Origin of the sequence: Streptomyces sp. NPDC086080 (genome assembly GCF_044540255.1) — a bacterium.
Classification (GTDB): domain Bacteria; phylum Actinomycetota; class Actinomycetes; order Streptomycetales; family Streptomycetaceae; genus Streptomyces.
Map to the genome: position 1 here is coordinate 87713 of NZ_JBITRU010000020.1, position 18672 is coordinate 106384.

The window sequence follows — 18672 nt, forward strand, 5'->3', positions numbered from 1 at the left end:
GTTCCCTTCGAGCGAGGACAGGCGTCTCATGCGGAAGCCTAAGCTGAGGTATGCCTTACCTGGTACGCGGGTCCGGCCTATGAGTTCATAAGCGTGCCTTATGGGTCATCCCCGAGGGTCTTATGTGGTGAGCCCTTGGTGAGCCCTTGGTGATGAGCCCTTGCAGGTCTCAGGGAATCGGCTGCTCCGCCCAGATCACCTTGCCCGCGGGCAGATAGCGGGTGCCCCAGCGATCGGCGAGCTGGGCGACCAGGAACAGTCCCCGTCCGCCCTCGTCGGTCATGGTCGCGTACCGCAGATGGGGCGAGGTGCTGCTGCTGTCGTAGACCTCGCAGATCAGATTGCGGTCGTGCAGCATACGCACCTGGATCGGGGAGCCTCCGTAGCGGAGCGCGTTGGTGACCAGTTCGCTCAGGATCAGCTCGGTGCCGAAGGTCAACGCCTCCAGCCCCCACTCGGCCAGCTTCCGGCTGACCGCGGCCCGTACCTCACCGACGGCCGCCGGATCCGACGGCACCGGCCACTCGGCGATCCGGTCGGCGGACAGCGCCCGCGTCCGCGCCACGATCAGGGCGATGTCGTCACTGGCCCGTATCGGCCGCCGGGACTCCAGTACGACCCTGCAGGTGTCCTCGGGAGAGTCCCCGGCCCGGGACAGCGCCTGGCGCAGCCGCTCAAGACCGACGTCGATGTCGTGTCCCCGGTCCTCGACCAGACCGTCGGTGTAGAGGACCAGCCGGCTGCCCTCCGGCAGTTCCAGATCGGCCGACTCGAACGGCAGACCGCCGAGTCCCAGCGGAGGACCGGCGGGCACCTCCGGGAACTCCACGCTGCCGTCCGGCCGCACCAGGGCCGGCGGGGGATGGCCCGCGCGGGCGACGGTGCAGCGCCGCGACACCGGGTCGTACACGGCGTACAGACAGGTCGCCCCGGTCACCGGGGCGACCTGCTCGTCCTGTGCCTCGTCCTGGTCGATGCGGCCGACCAGCTCGTCGAGGAGACCGAGGAGTTCGTCGGGCGGAAGGTCCAGCGCGGAGAAGTTGTGCACCGCCGTGCGCAGCCGCCCCATGGTGGCCGCGGCGTGCAGACCGTGCCCGACGACGTCGCCGACCACCAGCGCGACCCGGGCACCGGACAGCGGCAGCACGTCGAACCAGTCCCCGCCCACCCCGGCCTGCGCCGGAAGGTAGCGGTAGGCGATCTCCAGGGCGGTCTGCTCGGGCAGACTGCGCGGCAGCAGACTCTGCTGGAGCGTCACCGCCATGTTGTGCTCACGCGTGTAGCGGCGGGCGTTGTCGATGGAGACCGCCGCCCGGGTGACCAGCTCCTCCGCCAGGGCCAGCTCATCGGTGTCGAACGGCTCCGGTTTCTCCGAACGCCAGAAGCTGACCACACCCAGCGTCAGCGCCCCGGCCCGCAGCGGCACGGTGATCAGCGAGTGGATGCCGTACTCCATGACCCGCCGGGAGCGCTCGACGTCCTGTACGTGCCAGCCCGGGGCCTCGACGAGCCGGGGCTCCAGGACGGGGCGGCCGGTGGTGAGGCTCTTGCCCTGCGGGGACGACGCGACGAAACGGATCTTCTCGTCCCTCGGGTAGAGCGGAGCGTCCTCGGCGATCCCCGTCACGGCCGTGCGGCGCAGGGTGCCGGACGGATCCGGGTGGCCGCCGGACAGCACCGACTCGAACAGGTCCACCGTGACGAAGTCGGCGAACCGCGGCACGGCCAGCTCGGTGAGTTCCTCGGCCGTGCGGAGGACGTCCAGACTCGTCCCGATGCCCACGCCCGCCTCGTAGAGCATGTTGAGCCGCTCCAGCGATGCCTCGGCCCGGCCGGACAGGGCCCGCAGCTCGGTGGAGTCACGGACGGTGGCGACACTGCCCGGCGGGCCGCCCGCGCGGTCGGTGGGCCGCTGGTTGACCGCCAGCAGCCGGCCGGCCACCCGGTGCACCTCGTCCGTGGCCACCCGCCCGGAGGACAGCAGGTCCGCGGTGTCGGGATCCAGGCCGATGTCCAGCACGTGCCGGCCCTCGGCGTCCTCGGGCAGGCCGAACAGCCGGTTCGCCTCGTCGTTGGCGAGCATCAGGGTGCCGTCGCCGTCGACGATGATCACGCCTTCGCGTACCGCGTGCAGTACCGCGTCGTGGTGTTCGTACATCCGGGTCATCTCGTGAGGGCCCAGGCCGTGGGTCTGCCGCAGCAGCCGTCTGCTGACCAGGGCCGCGCCCCCGACGGCCAGGGCGAGCGCGCCGAGCGCCGCGCTCAGCACGAGCGGCAGCTGGTCCTCCGCCGCGCCGCCCACGTTCTCGGTCGTGATGCCCGCCGACACCAGGCCCACCACGGTGCCGTCGGCGTCCTCGACCGGCACCACCGCCTGCACCAGTTCCCCGATGGTGCCCTCGATCTCCTCCACGACCGGCTCCCCGGCCAGCGCGGGCCCGGTGGTGCCGACGAACTGCTTGCCGATGCGGTCCGTCCTGGGATGGGTGTAGCGGATGCCGTCGGTGTTCATGACGACGATGAAGTCGACATCCGCCAGCTCGCGTGCCACTTCGGCGCGCGGCTGGAGCACGGCCGTGGGGTCGGGGGAGTCCAGCGCCTCGACGATCCCCGGCGCGCTGGCGAAGGTCTCCGCGACGGCGAGCGAGCGATTGCGGGCCTCCTGCGTGCTGTCCCGCTGAACCTGGAGGACCAGGGCCACGACGGCGGCGGCGACCAGCAGCAGCACGATCACCAGGTGCAGTACGAACACCTGCCCGGCGACACTCCGCTTGCTCAGCGCCGACCGCAGTCCCGTCGCCGGACGCCGCCGGGAGCTGCCGCCTCCCTGCCGGCGGCGCCGCTCCGGCACGGCGCCGGGCCGTTGGGGCGACCGGGTCCGGAATCGACCCATGAGTCGGACCATGTGCCATGTCTACACCGCCACGCCATATGAGGCGAGGGGCGCACCCACCCGACCGGCGGGCCGCGGCGTCCCCGCCGGTCGGTTCGCGGGTCGCGGGGGGGGGGGGCCCCCCCGGGGGGGGGGGGCCCCCCCCCCCCCCGGGGCGGCCCCGCCCGCGCGGGGGGGGGGGGGGGGGGGGGGGGGGGCCCGCCCCCCCGGGCCCCCCCCCCGACCCTCCCCCCGCGCGCGCCCCGTCCCCCGACGGGGGCGCGCGCGTTCTCGGCCGGACCGCCCGAAGGAGCGGCCCATGGCTTCCCGGCCGGCCGGCCGGCTTCTCAGTCGGCCAGTGCGCGGGCCAGTTCCGTGGTGGCCCGCGCGATCTCGGTGTCCGGTTCGTCGAGCAGCCGGTTCAGCTCGTCACGCCGGGCGCGCACCGCCTGACGGGCGGCCCGCTCCCATACCACCGGGTTCTCGCGGTGGTTGAGCAGTTTGGGATACGCGGCGGCGGTGCTTTCCCACTGCCGGGCGTCGGCGATGGCCTTGAGCAGCTCGATGATCCGGACCCGGCAGGTGACGTGGGGCATCTGGGCCAGCTCCCAGAGGAAGGGGACCGTGGCCGCAGTCGCCTGCTCCGTGACGAAACCGTACTGGCAGATCCGTTTCCGCAGATCCTCCAGAGCGGCCAGGGCCGTACCGGAGTCGCCCCAGGCGATGACATTGAGCAGCAGGGGGACGGCGGCCGCCGATCCGGTGGAGTCCTGCATCTCGGCCCAGGGCACCCGGGACAGTGCCGTGAGGGGCGTGGTCCGTGCCACTTTGGTGGGGGGCGTGTGGCGCACAGGGCGCTCGCTGCTCGGCTGCTGTGTCGAAGCGCTGCGCATGGCGTGGGTGCCTTTCCGCGGCAGTCGGGTCGGATGGGCGGACGGGTCAGACGGGCGGGCGGGTCGACAACCGGGCCCACACCGTCTTGCCGACCGGGGCGACGGGGTTCCAGCCCCACGCCTCGGACAGGGCTTCGACGATGCGCAGCCCCCGGCCGTGCTCCTCGAGGTCGAAGCCGGCACCGGGTGCGTGGACGGGCGGGTGGTCGTCGGGGTCGGAGACGGTGAGCAGCAGGTGCGTCGGTTCCAGCCGGAACCCGAGCCGGATGTCCGGCACACCCGGGCAGCGTGGTGCCGCATGGGTCACGGCGTTCACGGCGAGCTCGGTCATCACCAGGGTGGCGTCGTCGCAGTGGTGTCCCAGGGACCAGAGGCCCAGGATGTCCCGGGTGAAGGACCGCGCCCGGGCGAGGCCCTCGGGGCCGCTCGCGATGCGCAGCGCCGCCGAGGCGGACGCCGTACCGGCCGTCCTGGACGTCGGGCGGGGTTCGTCGCGCGCGGCCGTCGGGAGCGGGGTGTGGGGGAAGGCCCGGGCCGTGCCGGGGCCACCCGCCGGTACCACCGCCACGGCCGACGACCGGAGCACAGGAAGCGCAGGTGAGGACACGGCATCTCCTCGATGCATCGTCAGGACCTGGCGCCGACAAGGGGGTTGACGCCGCGGCTATTATCCACGCTGACAGCGCTCGCGTGCAATTGCACGAGAAATTGCGCGAGATTTTTCGCCACGCACGGAGGGACGGCGTGCGCGGTGGAACGTGAACAGCGAGGAGACACCGGTGCCAGGAGTGCGGAACGGAGTGCGGGCCAGCGAATTGGGCGCCCGCTGGATCAAGAGCCGGCACAGCAACGCCGAGGGCAACTGTGTCGAGGTGGCCCCGCTGGCCGGCGGGGGCGTCGCGATGCGCAACTCCCGCGACCCCGACGGACCCGCCCTCGTCTACACGGTCGCGGAACTGGCGGCGTTCCTCGCCGGAGCGAAGGACGGCGAGTTCGACCACCTCGTCTGACCCGTTCCCGGGATGCCGGCGCCGGCCGTTCGGGGCGGCGCCGGCGAAACGGAGGCGCGTGACCCACTTGCGTGGTGCTTCTCGCGTGGATGCGCTGAGTCACTGTCAGATGCGATAGTGTGAATCGCCCTTGTGCCGGTCTGCTGGGAGTCAGGATGTCCGCCGCGTCGCATCGAATCTCCCGTCTGGAACCCTATCTGGACAGGCCCGAGCCCGCTCCGACCCTGCTGAAGATGCTGGTCGGAGTGCAGCTGACAGGCTTCCGTGAGGACGCCGGGCTGTCCCAGGACCAGGCGGCGCGATCCGTCGGTTTCAGCGGGGCGAAGCTGTCCCGCATCGAGTCGGGCAAGGGCCGCCGCCCGCCGACCGAGAACGATGTCCGTGCGCTGTTGAAGCTGTACGGCACCGACGACTACGAAGCCTCGGTGCTGCTCAAACTGCTCAAGCGGGCCGGAGAACCGGGCTGGTGGCAGCGGTACGACAAGCGGCTGATGCCCGAGTGGTTCGACCGGTTGGTCGGTCTCCAGGAAGCCGCCGCCACGATCCGCACCTTCGAGATCCAGTACGTCCCCGGACTGCTGCAGACCGCCGCCTACACCCGCGCCGTGGTCGAGCGGGGCCTGCCCAACGCTCCGGCCGGCGAGGTGCAGCGGCGGGTGGAGCTGCGCATGCGCCGGGCCGAACTGCTGCGGCGCGAGGCGGCACCGCAGCTGTGGGCCGTCATCGACGAGTCGGTTCTGTGGCGTGTACTGGGCAGTCCCGCGGTCATGCGGGAGCAGCTCGAGCACCTGGTGACGATGACCGAGCGGTCCAATGTGACGGTACAGATCGTGCCGCTGGCCGTGACCAACGCGTCCGCTCCCGCGATCCCGGTGACCTATCTGCGCTTCGGCGGGCTCGATCTGCCCGACGTGGTCTATCTGGAACACATACGAAGCGCGAACTTCCTCGAGGATCTCGACGAGACCGAGGAGTACCGGATCGCGCTGGACCGCCTGGCCGACGAGGCCCTTCAGCCCCGTGAGTCCGTGGAACTGCTGCGCAGGACGATCAAGGAGCGCTACGCCGCCACCTGAACGGCGGCGGGCCGGCAGCACCGGCCGGGACACCGGTGCTGCCGGAAGTGCTACAGCGGGAGCCGGCCCACGCCACCGAACTCGATCCACTCCTGGGTGAGCTGACGGGGCGCCACCTCGGTGTCCGGACGCCAGGTGGAGACCTCCACCAGGCCGGGATCCAATATCTCCAGGCCCTCGAAGTAGGTCTCGACGTCCTTCGGCTCGCGTACCCGGCCCCAGTGCCCCTGGGTCGCTTTGTCCATGAACCCGGTGACGAACTCACGGACCTCCGGGTCCTCGCTCACCAGCTGGCACATCACCATGAAGCTGCCGGGGGCCAGGCGCTCACGGACCCTGCGGGCCACGGCGAGCGGGCCGTCGGTGTCGCTGTCCGGGATGCAATGGAAGACCGAGTTGAACAGCACACAGACCGGCTCCGAGAAGTCGATCAGACGCTGGGTCTCCGGGTGGCCGAGTATCCCTTCGGTGTCGCGCATGTCGGCCTGGATGACCACGGTGCGCTCGTCCTGCTCCAGCAGCGCCCGGCCGTGCACCAGCACCATCGGGTCGTTGTCGGTGTAGACCACGTGCGTGCTCGGATCGATGCGCTGCGCGACCTGGTGGACGTTGTCCTGGGTGGGCAGACCGGAACCGTGGTCCAGGTACTGGCGGATGCCGTACTCCTGCGTGAGGGTGCGCACCACCCGCTGGAGGAAGCGCCGGTTATTCAGGGCCAGGCGGCGGGTGCTGGGCACCACCTTGTCCAGTTCCTCGGTGGCCGCGCGGTCCGCCGCGTAGTTGTCCTTGCCGCCCAGATAGTAGTCGTACATGCGTGCGGCTGTCGGCACGGTCGCGTCGATCTCGGTGGACAGCTGCTTACCGGTGTGCATCGTTCCCCCTGCGGAGTACCGCGCCAACTGAGCTGGCTGGACAGGGAATACATCCTAGGGAGCGCCGTGCGGCCCGTGCCAGCCGGTCGGCGAAAGCGCTCGAAGGAATGGCGTATGCGCACACTCGTCACTACTCCGGGTGTCCGTCCGGTGGCGCGACGTGAGGGTCTGGTGGTCCGGGGAAGGGGTACTCGGCGGCGACATGGTCACCTCTGGGAGGTCGGATCTTGAACAGCTCGCCGGAACGGATCGCGAACCCCTGGGGCGCGCGCACCCCTTACGAACCCGGCACCCCGTGGCCGGCCCGTACCGACATGCAACTGGCGGACGGGGTCGGGGAGGAGGATGTGGAGCGGTGGGTGCGCTCCGCCTCGATCCTGCACTCCAACGGGGACGCGCTGGACATCGCGGTGCGCGACGGCCGCATCGTGGGCGTCCGCGGACGCGCGGTCGACCGCGTCAACCGCGGCCGGCTCGGCCCCAAGGACCTCTACGGCTGGCAGGCCAACCACTCACCGGACCGCCTCACCCGGCCCCTCGTCCGGGAGGACGGACGCCTGGTGGAGTCCGACTGGGACACCGCCATGGACCGCATCACCTCCCGGACCGGCAGCCTGCTGGACGAACGCGGCCCCGGGGCCGTCGGCTTCTACACCTCCGGCCAGCTCTTCCTGGAGGAGTACTACACCCTCGCCGTCCTCGCCCACGTCGGCATCCGCACCAACCACCTCGACGGCAACACCCGGCTGTGCACGGCGACGGCCGCCGAGGCGCTCAAGGAGACCTTCGGTTCCGACGGTCAGCCCGGCTCGTACGAGGACGTCGACCACGCCGACACCATCGCGCTGTTCGGACACAACGCCGCGGAGACCCAGACCGTGCTGTGGATGCGGATCCTGGACCGCCTGGAGGGCTCCGACCCGCCCCGGCTGCTGTGCGTCGACCCCCGGTACACGCCCGTGGCCCGGCGCGCCGACGTGCATCTGGCGCCCCGCCCCGGCACCAACGTGGCGCTGCTCAACGCCCTGTTGCACGAGATCATCCGCACCGGCCGCGTCGACCGCGCCTACATCGACGCGCACACCGTCGGCTTCGACGAACTCGCCTCCCGCGTCGAGCCGTGCACCCCCACGTGGGCCGCGCGGATCTGCGACGTCCCCGCCGCGCAGATCGAACGGGCGGCGGAACTCCTCGGCAGCGCGCGGCGGTTGCTGTCCACCGTCCTCCAGGGCGTCTACCAGTCCCACCAGGCCTCCGCCGCCGCCGTCCAGGTCAACAACCTGCATCTGATCCGGGGCATGCTGGGCAGCCCCGGTCGCGGGCTGCTCCAGATGAACGGCCAGCCCACCGCCGAGAACACCCGCGAATGCGGTGCGAACGGCGACCTCCCGGGCTTCCGCAACTGGCAGAACGACCAGCACGTGGCGGAGCTCGCCAAGATCTGGAACGTCGAGCCGGAAGCCATCCCCCACTACGGTCCGCCCACCCACGCCCTGCAGATCTTCCGCTACGCGGAGCAGGGCTCCCTGGGCATGCTGTGGATCACCGGCACCAACCCGGCCGTCTCGCTGCCCGAACTCGCCAGGATCCGCTCGATCCTCGCCCAGGAACGCCTGTTCGTGGTGGTGCAGGACCTGTTCCTCACCGAGACCGCCCAACTCGCCGATGTCGTCCTGCCGGCCGCGACCTGGGGCGAGAAGACCGGCACCTTCACCAACACCGACCGCACCGTGCACCTGTCGGAGAAAGCCGTCGAACCGCCCGGCGAGGCCAGGCCCGACCTCGACATCTTCCTCGACTTCGCCGCGCGTATGGACTTCCGTGACAAGGACGGCGGCCCGCTGATCGGCTGGCGGGACCCGCAGGGCGCGTTCGCCGCCTGGCAGCGGTGCAGCGCCGGACGCCCCTGCGACTACACCGGCCTCGACTACGACAGGCTGCGCCGCGGCAGCGGCATCCAGTGGCCCTGCACCGAGGAGGCCCCCGACGGCACCGCCCGCCTCTACACCGACGGCTTCGCCCACGCCCACCCCGACCGGTGCGAGAGCTACGGCAAGGACATGGTGACCGGCGCGACGGTCACCCCGGTCGAGTACCGCTCCCTCAACCCGCACGGAAAGGCCGTGATCAAGGCCGCCGAGTACCTGCCGCCGCACGAGGACAGCTCGCCCGAGTACCCCCTCCAGCTGACCACCGGCCGTACCGTGTACCACTTCCACACCCGCACCAAGACCGGCCGTGCGCCCGAGCTGAACGCCGCCGCCCCCGACGTGTGGGCGGAGATCTCCCCGGCGGAGGCCGCCACGCAGGGGCTCGCCGACGGCGACCTGGTCCAGGTCACCACCCCGCGCGGAGCGATGCGGGCCCGGCTGCGGACCACCGGGATCCGCGACGGAGTGGTGTTCGTCCCGTTCCACTACGGCTACTGGGACACACCGCAGGGCCACCGGCCGCCCGACGACCGCCCAGGCCGGGCCGTCAACGAGACGACCATCACCGACTGGGACCCGCTCTCCAAACAGCCCCTGTTCAAGACCTCCGCGGCCCGCATGACGCTGGTCTCCCGCCGCGGCACCGGCACGGACGGCGCCGACGGCGCGGAGAGCACGGCATGAGCGGCGTCGACCTCACCCTGCGGACCCTGCACGACGACGAACGGGACCTGGAACAGGACCTGCTGGCCGCCGCGGAACGCCATCGCGTCGAGCACGAGTTCCACCACATCGCGACCGACGTCGCGCGCTGGTCCCGGGAACACGCCGTCCGGCTCGCCGCCCTCGGCCGCGACCACGGCCTCGCACTGTCCGGACCCCGCGAGCACCCCTCTCCCGGCGCGCTCGCCGCGCTGCGGGAGAAGGCCTCGCAGGCCCTCGGGCGCCGTCCCGGGACCGGTCTGCTCCTGCTGCAGGACCTGCGGGACCTGCACCTGGCCGCGGTACGCAACTCCCTGCACTGGGAGATGCTCGCCCAGGCGGCGCAGGCCACCCGGGACCGGGACCTCCTGGAGCTGGTCTCCGCCTGCCACCCGCAGACCCTGCGCCAGATGCGCTGGACCAATACGATGATCAAGGTGCTCTCCCCGCAGCTCCTCGTGAGCGGGTGAGCGGGTGAGCGGGTGAGTACACGGTGCCCGGAACCGCGCTGACGCCTGCGCGAGCGCCTGTGCCCCGCTATCGTCGGTTTCGTCCCCACGGGACGTTCGCCGCCGGCGCGGCAGCGGCCGGCCCATCCGCATCCCCGGGAGGCAGGCCCCCATGGACGACTACTACGACCTCGGCCCCTACCGCCGGCCCGTGACGACGTCCTCCGCCGCAGCCCAACTCTGGTTCGACCGGGGGCTGATGTGGACGTACGCCTTCAACCACGAGGAGGCCGTCGCCTGCTTCGAGAAGGCCGCCGAAGCCGACCCCGACTGCGCCATGGCCCACTGGGGCATCGCCTACGCCCTCGGCCCCAACTACAACAAACCCTGGGACGCCTTCGACGGTGACGAACTCGCCCACACCGTCGAACGCACCCACCGGGCGGTGGAGCGGGCGCACGAGAAGGCGGCGTCCGCCGGCCCCGTGGAACAGGCCCTCGTCGAAGCCCTCCGCGCCCGCTACCCCCAGGCGCGGGCCACCGAGGACTGCTCGGTGTGGAACGAGCCGTACGCGGACCGGATGCTCGCCGTGTACGAGAGCGCCCCCGGTGACCTCGACGTGGCCACGCTCTGCGCCGACGCCCTGATGAACCTCACCCCCTGGCAGCTGTGGGACCTCAGGACCGGCCACCCCGCCGAGGGCGCCCGCACCCTGGAGGCCAAGGCCGTACTCGACGGCGCGCTCGCCACCGAGGAGGGCGCCCGGCACCCCGGTGTCCTCCATCTGTACATCCACCTGATGGAGATGTCCCCCACCCCGGAAGCGGCCCTCACCGTCGCCGACCGGCTGCGCGGCGCCGTACCCGATGCCGGGCACCTGCACCACATGCCCTCGCACCTGGAAGTGCTGTGCGGCGACTACCGGCGGGTCGTCTCGGACAACACCCTCGCCATCGCAGCCGACGAGAGGTACCTCCGGCGGGCCGGCGCGATGAACTTCTACACGCTCTACCGCGCCCACAACCACCACTTCCGGATCTACGGCGCCATGTTCGCCGGCCAGTCGAAGGTGGCCCTGGACGCCGCGGCACGGCTCGAGGAGGCCATCCCCGAACAGCTGCTCCGGGTCCAGAGCCCGCCCATGGCCGACTGGCTCGAGGGGTTCCTGGCCATGCGCGTCCATGTCCTGATCCGCTTCGGCCGGTGGGACGACATCCTGGCACTGCGCTTTCCCGACGACCCCGACCTGTACCGCGTGACCACCGCCATGCTGCACTACGCGCGAGGCGTCGCCCTGTCCGCCACCGGCGACACCGACGCGGCCGAGGCCGAACGGGAGAGCTTCCGCGCGGCCGTGGACCGGGTCCCCGAAACCAGGATGCTCTTCAACAACACCTGCCACGACATCCTCGCCATCGCGTCGGCGATGCTGGACGGCGAACTCGCCTACCGCAAGGGGGAGTACGACATCGCCTTCGCCGCGCTGGAGCGGTCCATCGAACTGGACGACAACCTGCCCTACGACGAGCCCTGGGGCTGGATGCAGCCCACCCGGCACGCCTACGGGGCGCTGCTCCTGGAACAGGGACGCGTCGCCGAGGCCGAGGCGGTCTACCGCGCGGATCTCGGACTGGACGCCACCCTGCCCAGACCCCTGCAGCACCCGAACAACGTCTGGGCGCTGCACGGCTTCCACGAGTGCCTGTTGCGCACCGGCAAGACCGGTGAGGCTGCGATCATCGCCCGGCAGCTCCAGCACGCGGCCGCGCTGGCGGACGTACCGATCGAGGCGTCCTGCTTCTGCCGCACGGAGACCGGCCGGCCCGCGGCCTTCGCGGACGCCGACGGGGACGGGAGCGGCGGCCATCCGTGTCACTGAGAGAACGGGAGTGCCTCGGACCACCGTCCGAGGCACTCCCGTTCCCGGCGGGCAGCCGGTCCGGGCCGCACCGGCACGCCGTGACCCTCAGCGGGACGCCACAACGGCCTGGAACGACTGCATGCAGGAGTAGCAGTGCCGGTCCGTCGTGTCACGGCCCGGCGACTCCTCCTCCTTGTCCACTCCGCACAGGGTCGAGGTCTTGTCCGGGGTGAGAACATGCCACACCGGCTCCCCCGAAGTGTCTGCACCGCACCACATCTCGTGCATTCCCAGCTCCCTCCGGGTAGGCATGGGGGCCGCTCCCATACGAGCACGGCCCGGTCCCGGACCGCTCGTCCGGCGGGCCAGTCGGGTGACATCCGGGGCCGGGATGCATACCGGAGGCCGTCGCCGGATGCTGGAAGGGTGAGGAAGGCGCCGATCGTCGTACACCCGCCGCTCGGCTCGGGCGGACGCCGGGTGACCGTGCGCGGGGAGATCGTCGGCCTCGCGGGCTCCGACCGGGACGTGGTGGAGTTCCTGCGACGCGCCGGGCTGCCGGACGGCGAACGCCTGCTGGACGATCCCGCCTGGGTCAGGTGGGCCGGTGGCCGGGCCCATGTCTACGACGCGGCGTGACGCGACCGCCGCGCACATGACCAGGCGCACCTGAGCGGCGTCCCCGCCACCGCGGTCGGCGGTCACCGTCGGCGCCGACTCCGACGGTGACCGCGCCTGTCCGTCTACCCCCGCTTCTCCCCGGCACACCCTGCGCGCGGTCACCTTCCCTCGCCGCGCACGCAACGGTGCTTGCGCACGAGACCGGTGAGATTGCCGGTCCGCACCCACCCCCTCCTCTCCGACAGTGGCACCTCCAGTCAATCGGCGGCGCCCCCGGCCGGGGCACGGCCCCGAACCGCGCCATGATCCCGTGCCCCGGCCGGCCGGGCGGTACGCCGCGACAGAGAGGAACACTCGTCGTGCAGCAGCACCCCCACACCCGCAGGCGCCCGACAGGCCGGCTTGCCGGACTGACCGCCTCCCTCGCCGCCGTGGTCGCTCTGAGCACCCTCGGCGGTCCCGGCGCCCACGCGGCGGACAACCCCTACGAGCGCGGGCCGGCCCCGACCGAATCGAGCATCGAGGCGCTGCGCGGCCCGTATGCCGTGTCGGACATCTCCGTCTCCTCGCTCTCCGTGTCCGGCTTCGGCGGCGGCACGATCTACTACCCCACCAGCACCGCCGACGGCACCTTCGGCGCGATCGCCATTTCGCCCGGCTTCACCGCCTACGAGTCCTCCATCGCCTGGCTGGGCCCGCGCCTGGCCTCCCAGGGTTTCGTGGTCTTCACCATCGACACCAACACCACCCTCGACCAGCCGGACTCCCGGGGCCGCCAGCTGCTGGCCGCGTTGGACTACCTCACCCAGCGCAGCGCCGTCCGCGGCCGTGTCGACAGCGGCCGGCTCGGCGTCATGGGCCACTCGATGGGTGGCGGGGGAACCCTCGAAGCCGCGAAGGACCGGCCCTCGCTCCAGGCCGCCATCCCGCTGACGCCGTGGAACCTCGACAAGACCTGGCCCGAGGTGCGGACCCCCACCCTGATCTTCGGCGCCGACGGCGACACGATCGCCCCGGTCTCCAGCCACGCCGAGCCCCTGTACACGGGCCTGCCGTCCTCCCTGGACCGGGCCTATCTGGAACTGAACGGGGCCACCCACTTCACGCCGAACTCGTCGAACACGACGATCGCGAAGTACAGCATTTCCTGGCTGAAGCGGTTCATCGACAACGACACCCGCTACGAGAAGTTCCTCTGCCCGCTGCCGCCGCGGAGCCTGACGATCGAGGAGTCCCGGGGCAACTGCCCGCACACCTCCTGAGGTTCGGGGCGTTCGGTGGCGGTCCGCGTACGGCGCGGGCCGCCACCGGCGTTGTGCGGGCGCACCGCCGGGCACCCCCCGCCTTGGGCCGCGGCACACTCCGCTTCCCGTACGGCGGGAGAAGACCCGCTGGTGAAGCGGCAGTTGAGCGTTCATCCAGCGTGGACGGGTTCCTTCCAGGTCACCTTACGCATGAGTAACGTCGCGGGAATGACCGGACAGACGTTCCTGCGGCGGCAGGTGATCTCCGAGCTCCTCGACACGCTTCGCACCGACGGCGGCGTCCGCGTGGTGACCGGCGAACCCGGTTGCGGCCGCACGACGTTCCTCGAGCACGCCACGCGGTCCTGCCACGCCGGACCGGTGTGGCACGTACGGCATTCCGGCGGCCTGCACACCCTGCTGCGGGCCGCCGGGCGCTCCGTACCCGTGCCCGCGGACGGCCCCTCGGGGGAAGCGCTGTTCGAGGCATTGCGCATGGCGTCCACCGCGGTGCCGCTCCTGGTGTGCGTGGACGACGCGCACCTGTGGGACGCCGCGTCCCGCTCCGCGCTGGGACACGCCGCCGGAAGGGTGTGCTCCGCGGGGATCCGGGCGGGGCTGCTCCTCACCGTTCCAGGGCACCGGCCCGTCGACCCGGAGCTGGCGGCGCTGCCCGTGCTGCGGCTCGGCCCGCTCGCGGCCGGGGACGCGGCGCGGCTGGCCGACGACGCGACGGACGGCGCCCTGCACCCCGCCGTGCGCGAGGAACTGGTGACCGCGGCGGAGGGCAATCCCGCGCTGCTGCTGGCGCTGGTCCACCGGCTGTCGCCCGCCCAGCTCGGCGGGCGCCGGGCACTGCCCAGGCCGCTGGCCGACGGTGAGGTCCTGGCCGGGGTGGCCGGCGGATGTCTCACCGGCGTGCCGGCCGACCGGGCCGCACTGCTGCTGACGGCGGCGGCCGCCCTGCGGGTGACGGGTGAGCCGGACGCCGACGCGGACCTCGTTCTGCGAGCCGACGCGACCCGCGCCGTGGAGCCCTTGCCCGACGTGCTGGTCCGGGCCGGTGGCCGGCTGCGGTTCCGCAGCGCGCTCCTGGGACGGGCCGTCTACGCCGGTGCGCCGCCCGCGCGACGCCGCGCCGCACACCGCGCCCTGGCCGGGGCCCTGCCCGACCCCGAGGACATCCTCGCGCTGCTGCACCGCTCATGGACCGTCACGGGCCACGCTCCCGCCCTGGCGGCCCGGCTGGCCCGCGCGGCGGCGGACCCGGCGCTGCCGCCCGCCCTGCGCCGCCGGGCACTGACCCGGGCCGCCGCACTCACCCCGGACGACACGCAGCGGCTCCACCACCGCACAGCCGCCGCGGAGCAGGCCGTCCTCGCCGGTCACCCGTCCGAGGCCCTGCGCCTGCTCGACGCCGGCAGGAGCCGTCCGGCACCCCCGTCGGCACGCGGCGGAGCGGAACTTCTGCGGGGTGCGGTGCTCCTGGCCGACGGGCCGGTGGACGACGCCCGCGAGTCCTTCCTGCTCGCCGCCGCCCTGCTGGCCGCCACCGACCGGGAGGCCGCCGCCAGGGCGACCCTGGGCGCGGCGGACGCGGCCTGGTCGGCGGGCGACGCCGCGGCCTGCCTGGAGGCCCTCACCCCCGACCCGCCGCCCCACACCGGCCCGGGTCAACTCCCCTTCCCGCACCCGCCGATGACCACCACCGCGGGCGTGGCCGTGTCGTCCACCGCCGGTGGGGCGGCTTCCGGTGTCCCCGAAGAGGCCACCGCGGCGGCCGAGGCCGTGCCCGGCCCGGGGGTCCCGTCCACCGGTGGCAGCCCGGTGCGGGCGACCAGCGCTCCGGCCGCGGTTCCGGTGCGGGCGCCGGCTGGTGGATCGAGAGTGGGCGGAGCGGCTTGCGAGGCGGGGGATGAGGGCGTTCCGGCGGTCGGCGGTGTGTCCGGTGCGGCTGTCGCGTCCGTCGGTACTCCGAGCCCGGTGACCGGGGCTCCGGCCGCTGTCGCGGGCCGGGTGGCGGCCGGTGCGTCGGGTGTGCCGTCCGTCGACGGCGGGGAGGCGCCCGGCTCTCCCGGTGCGGGGGGCAGGGAGGCCGCGGGCGTGGGGGCCGGTGCCTGTGGTGGCAGGGTGTCGGCGGCCGGGGCTGCCGGGAGATCGCCCGGGGGGAGGCAGGACGGCGACGCGGTCTCTCGTCACGACAAGGGCATGCTCCGTGATCACCGGGACGGGATGCGGGCCGTACTGCTGGCGCGGTTCGACCGTGCCGCCGCTCCCTTGCGGCGGGTGGTCGGGCGGGGGCTGCGCGGCGACGAGCCTGAGCTGCTGCTGCGCGCGGCCGCCGCCGCGCTCATGCTCGGGGAGGTCACCGCCGCCCGCCGGGCCGGCGCCCGGGCGCTCGTGACGGCCCGGACCCTCGGCCGCGCCGCCCTCGAACCGAGGGCACTGGAATACCTCGCGTACGCCGAACTGCGGGCCGGACGCCACCAGCTCGCCCGTACCCACGCCGAGGAGGGCCTGCGCACCGCCTCGCTGACGGGGCAGCGGAACACGGCCGCCCACCACCACGCCGTACTGGCGCTCGCCGCGTCGATCGAGGGGGAGCGGGAGATCGGCGCCGAGCATGTGACGGCCGCCCTGAGCACCGCCCGCCGGCACGGCCTGGCGCAGGCGGCCACGCTCGCCCAGTGGGCCGCGGCCCGCGCCGACCTGGGTGCCGGCCGCCCTCACGAGGCCGCGGACCGTCTCGGTCCGCTGGTCCGCCCCGGTGCGCGGCGGGGCCACTTCGCGGTGTGGATGCTGGCCGTTCCCTGCTTCGTCGAGGCCGCCGCACTCGCCGGCCGGCCCGAAGAGACCCCGGCGGTCGTCGAGGACTTCGCCCTGTGGGCCGCCTGCGGTGCCGACCCGCAGGCCCCCGCCCAGCTGATGCGCTGCCGCGCGCTGCTGGCCGCCCCGGCCGCCGCCGACGCCCTGTACCTGCGGGCCCTGCACCACCACGAGCAGACGGCCGGTGACTTCGAGCGGGCCCGCACGGAGCTCCTCTACGGCAAATGGCTGCGGCGCAGGCGCCGACTGCGTGAGGCGCGGGTGCGCCTCGGCGAGGCGCTGCTGGGCTTCGAGCGGTGCGGCGCACCCCTGTGGGCGCAGCAGACCGCCGCCGAACTGAGGGCGGGAGGCGCGGCCCCGGCCGGGACCGGGGCCGGGGAGCTGTCCCGGCTGACCCCGCAGCAACTGCGGATCGCACGATGTGTCGCCGAGGGCGCCACCAACCGGGAGGTGGCCCTGAGCCTGTCCGTCAGCACCCGCACCGTCGACTATCACCTGCGGAACGTGTTCGCCACCCTCGGCGTCCGTTCCCGGGTCGCGCTCGTCCGGCTGGTCGAACAGGAGGAAAAGACCGGTGCACGACTCTAGGGACCGACCGGACGGTATGCCATCCTTCGGGGCAGGACGAGTCCGGTGGCGGCCGGCCCACGGGCTCCCCGGCCGGCCGGGCGCCGATGCGGGGACCGCCGCACGGGCACCGCCGGGAACCCGACCCTGGGGGAGATGCGCGATGCAACACGCCGTACGGCCACGTACCCTGCCTCGCCACGGACCCACGCCCGCTCCGCGCCCGCGGACACCGGGCATGCGGTCGCTGATCGACGCCGACGCGCTGCGGGTGCTGCACCGGGCCGCCCGCGTCCTGCTGGACGACCTGCCGCAGCTCACCGACCGGCTGCTCGCCGTACTGCGGGAGCAGGAGCCCGCCTACCGCACCGCGCTGGAGGGCGACGCCACCGCGACCTGGCAGGAGGCGCACCGCTCACTGCGGCACAGCATCGCGTCCCTGCTCGACCCGAGGGGCGCCCGGGACGCGGCGCGCCGCTGCTCCTGGCGGATCGGTGCGACCCGCGCCGAACAAGGGATGCCGCTGGACGCCCTGCTGCACGCCTTCCGGCTGGGTGGCTCACTGGTGTGGCAGGGGCTGGTCGACGAGACGTCACGGGCGGCACCCGAGGACGTACGGCTGCTGGTGCACGTGGCGTCCGACGTGTGGAACTTCGTCGACGAGCACTGCACGCTCGTCGCGGACGCCTACCGGCAGACCGAGCGCCGGCTGGCGTGGCGGAGGGAGAACAGGGTGCGCCTGCTGGCCGGGGCCCTGCTGGACGGGACGAGCAGGATCGCCGACCTGCCCGAGGCCGCGCAGGCGCTGGATCTGCCGGAGCACGGACGGTACGTGGTCGTCGTGGCCGCCGGTGGCGGGCCGACCGGTTGTCCGGGTGCCCAGGCCGTCCTCGCCCCGGGTGTGCGGGTGCACTGGCACACCGGTGCGGACGCCGATTACGGCATCGTCCGGGTCGAGGACGGTGAGGAGCCGATCGTGCGGGAGGAACAGCCGCCCGGGACACGGGTGGGCGTCAGCGGCGCGGTCGACGGGCTGGCCGCGGTGGGCGACGCGCGGCGTCTGGCGGACACCGCGCTGACCCTCTGCCCCGAGTCGGGCGGTACGGTCCGGTTGACCGAACACCTCCCGGCCGCGCTGGTGGCGTCGAGCCCCGGACTCGCCGCGGCGCTGGCCGACCGGCTCCTCGGCCCGCTGGCCCACCTCGAACCCGCCGACGCGGAGGTACTGCTGGACACCCTGGCCACCTGGCTGGCCTGTGACGGTTCGGCGCAGCGGGCGAGCAGGCGCCTGTACTGCCATCGCAACACCGTCCTCAACCGCCTCCGCCGCTACGAACAACTGACGGGCCGTTCCCTCTCCCGCCCCTCCGACCTCGTCGAGGTGACCCTGGCCCTGACCGCCCGCAGCCTCCTTCACCGCTGAGGCGCAACGGGCACGGCGCCGCCCCGATACGCGACTCGGTCGCGTGGGCGCGTTCAGGGGCGCGGAGCTGTGCCGGGGCCCTCCCCCCGCCGCCCCCGGACCCCCGCTCCTCAAACGCCGGAGGGGCTATGTCAGCCCCTCCGGCGTTTGAGGAGCGGGGTCTGGGGCGGAGCCCCAGTTCGGGACGGGAAGGGGCGGCGGGGGCGAGATCCCCGACCGCGTCGCAGCACCCCCGGAGTGCGCAGCGGCCGTGACCACAACAGCCAGCCCCCATGCCCCCCACCCTCATGCCCCCGCCCCCGGCCTGGGCACCCGCACAACCCCC

At 73.0% G+C, this 18672-nt stretch carries 14 protein-coding genes; 9 read left to right on the top strand and 5 right to left on the bottom strand.

All coding sequences use genetic code 11. From position 1 onward, the window contains the following. Window positions 1–169 precede the first annotated feature (169 nt). The 3 genes from ACIF9R_RS23405 to ACIF9R_RS23415 all read right to left on the bottom strand — a co-directional run bounded on the left by ACIF9R_RS23405 (window position 170) and on the right by ACIF9R_RS23415 (window position 4327). Window positions 170–2905, bottom strand: a complete 2736-nt coding sequence (locus tag ACIF9R_RS23405) for a SpoIIE family protein phosphatase (protein WP_399983291.1) — start codon at window positions 2903–2905, stop codon at window positions 170–172. Window positions 2906–3219: 314 nt separating this feature from the next. Next, the gene (locus ACIF9R_RS23410) at window positions 3220–3765 is read right to left on the bottom strand and encodes a hypothetical protein (RefSeq protein ID WP_399983294.1); all 546 of its coding nucleotides are present in this window, start codon (window positions 3763–3765) and stop codon (window positions 3220–3222) included. Window positions 3766–3811: 46 nt separating this feature from the next. Then, window positions 3812–4327 (bottom strand): ATP-binding protein, encoded by a 516-nt coding sequence (locus ACIF9R_RS23415; protein WP_399983419.1) that lies wholly within the window; start codon window positions 4325–4327, stop codon window positions 3812–3814. 217 nt (window positions 4328–4544) lie between these two features. Between ACIF9R_RS23415 and ACIF9R_RS23420 the strand changes: the two genes are divergently transcribed. Next, the gene (locus tag ACIF9R_RS23420) at window positions 4545–4775 is read left to right on the top strand and encodes a DUF397 domain-containing protein (protein WP_399983297.1); all 231 of its coding nucleotides are present in this window, start codon (window positions 4545–4547) and stop codon (window positions 4773–4775) included. Between the two features lie 155 nt (window positions 4776–4930). Next, window positions 4931–5851, top strand: a complete 921-nt coding sequence (locus tag ACIF9R_RS23425) for a helix-turn-helix domain-containing protein (RefSeq protein WP_399983299.1) — start codon at window positions 4931–4933, stop codon at window positions 5849–5851. A gap of 50 nt (window positions 5852–5901) precedes the next feature. Here the strand turns inward: ACIF9R_RS23425 and ACIF9R_RS23430 are convergent, their stop codons facing one another. Beyond that, window positions 5902–6723, bottom strand: a complete 822-nt coding sequence (locus ACIF9R_RS23430) for an SAM-dependent methyltransferase (protein ID WP_399983301.1) — start codon at window positions 6721–6723, stop codon at window positions 5902–5904. 227 nt (window positions 6724–6950) lie between these two features. Between ACIF9R_RS23430 and ACIF9R_RS23435 the strand changes: the two genes are divergently transcribed. The 3 genes from ACIF9R_RS23435 to ACIF9R_RS23445 all read left to right on the top strand — a co-directional run bounded on the left by ACIF9R_RS23435 (window position 6951) and on the right by ACIF9R_RS23445 (window position 11684). Further along, window positions 6951–9338 carry a molybdopterin oxidoreductase family protein gene (locus tag ACIF9R_RS23435; RefSeq protein ID WP_399983304.1) on the top strand — a complete coding sequence of 796 codons (2388 nt, stop codon included), beginning with the start codon at window positions 6951–6953 and terminating at the stop codon, window positions 9336–9338. Beyond that, on the top strand, window positions 9335–9826 hold the full coding sequence (locus ACIF9R_RS23440) for a hypothetical protein (RefSeq protein WP_399983307.1): 492 nt from the start codon (window positions 9335–9337) through the stop codon (window positions 9824–9826). The genes ACIF9R_RS23435 and ACIF9R_RS23440 overlap by 4 nt, the downstream gene beginning before the upstream one ends. A gap of 151 nt (window positions 9827–9977) precedes the next feature. Then, a complete protein-coding gene (locus tag ACIF9R_RS23445; protein WP_399983309.1) occupies window positions 9978–11684 on the top strand; it encodes a hypothetical protein in 1707 nt (568 codons plus the stop codon). Window positions 11685–11771: 87 nt separating this feature from the next. Here the strand turns inward: ACIF9R_RS23445 and ACIF9R_RS23450 are convergent, their stop codons facing one another. Continuing rightward, window positions 11772–11978, bottom strand: a complete 207-nt coding sequence (locus ACIF9R_RS23450; protein ID WP_399983311.1) for a hypothetical protein — start codon at window positions 11976–11978, stop codon at window positions 11772–11774. 114 nt (window positions 11979–12092) lie between these two features. On the opposite strand from ACIF9R_RS23450, the gene ACIF9R_RS23455 reads away from it, so the two are divergent. From ACIF9R_RS23455 to ACIF9R_RS23470, 4 genes are all read left to right on the top strand, one after another. Beyond that, window positions 12093–12305, top strand: a complete 213-nt coding sequence (locus tag ACIF9R_RS23455) for a hypothetical protein (RefSeq protein WP_399983314.1) — start codon at window positions 12093–12095, stop codon at window positions 12303–12305. Window positions 12306–12646: 341 nt separating this feature from the next. Next, complete coding sequence (locus tag ACIF9R_RS23460; RefSeq protein WP_399983316.1) at window positions 12647–13549, top strand: alpha/beta hydrolase family protein; 903 nt, start codon at window positions 12647–12649, stop codon at window positions 13547–13549. A gap of 210 nt (window positions 13550–13759) precedes the next feature. Next, window positions 13760–16945, top strand: coding sequence for a LuxR C-terminal-related transcriptional regulator (locus ACIF9R_RS23465; RefSeq protein ID WP_399983319.1), 3186 nt, complete (start codon window positions 13760–13762; stop codon window positions 16943–16945). A gap of 142 nt (window positions 16946–17087) precedes the next feature. Then, window positions 17088–18347 (top strand): helix-turn-helix domain-containing protein, encoded by a 1260-nt coding sequence (locus ACIF9R_RS23470; protein WP_399983322.1) that lies wholly within the window; start codon window positions 17088–17090, stop codon window positions 18345–18347. Window positions 18348–18672 lie beyond the last annotated feature (325 nt).

Excerpts from the sequence above, each read along its gene's own strand:
- ACIF9R_RS23405 (WP_399983291.1), bottom strand. The coding sequence starts at position 2,905 with ATGGTCCGACTCATGGGTCGATTCCGGACCCGGTCGCCCCAACGGCCC.
- ACIF9R_RS23410 (WP_399983294.1), bottom strand. The coding sequence starts at position 3,765 with ATGCGCAGCGCTTCGACACAGCAGCCGAGCAGCGAGCGCCCTGTGCGC.
- ACIF9R_RS23425 (WP_399983299.1), top strand. The coding sequence starts at position 4,931 with ATGTCCGCCGCGTCGCATCGAATCTCCCGTCTGGAACCCTATCTGGAC.
- ACIF9R_RS23430 (WP_399983301.1), bottom strand. The coding sequence starts at position 6,723 with ATGCACACCGGTAAGCAGCTGTCCACCGAGATCGACGCGACCGTGCCG.
- ACIF9R_RS23440 (WP_399983307.1), top strand. The coding sequence starts at position 9,335 with ATGAGCGGCGTCGACCTCACCCTGCGGACCCTGCACGACGACGAACGG.
- ACIF9R_RS23445 (WP_399983309.1), top strand. The coding sequence starts at position 9,978 with ATGGACGACTACTACGACCTCGGCCCCTACCGCCGGCCCGTGACGACG.
- ACIF9R_RS23450 (WP_399983311.1), bottom strand. The coding sequence starts at position 11,978 with ATGCCTACCCGGAGGGAGCTGGGAATGCACGAGATGTGGTGCGGTGCA.
- ACIF9R_RS23465 (WP_399983319.1), top strand. The coding sequence starts at position 13,760 with ATGACCGGACAGACGTTCCTGCGGCGGCAGGTGATCTCCGAGCTCCTC.
- ACIF9R_RS23470 (WP_399983322.1), top strand. The coding sequence starts at position 17,088 with ATGCAACACGCCGTACGGCCACGTACCCTGCCTCGCCACGGACCCACG.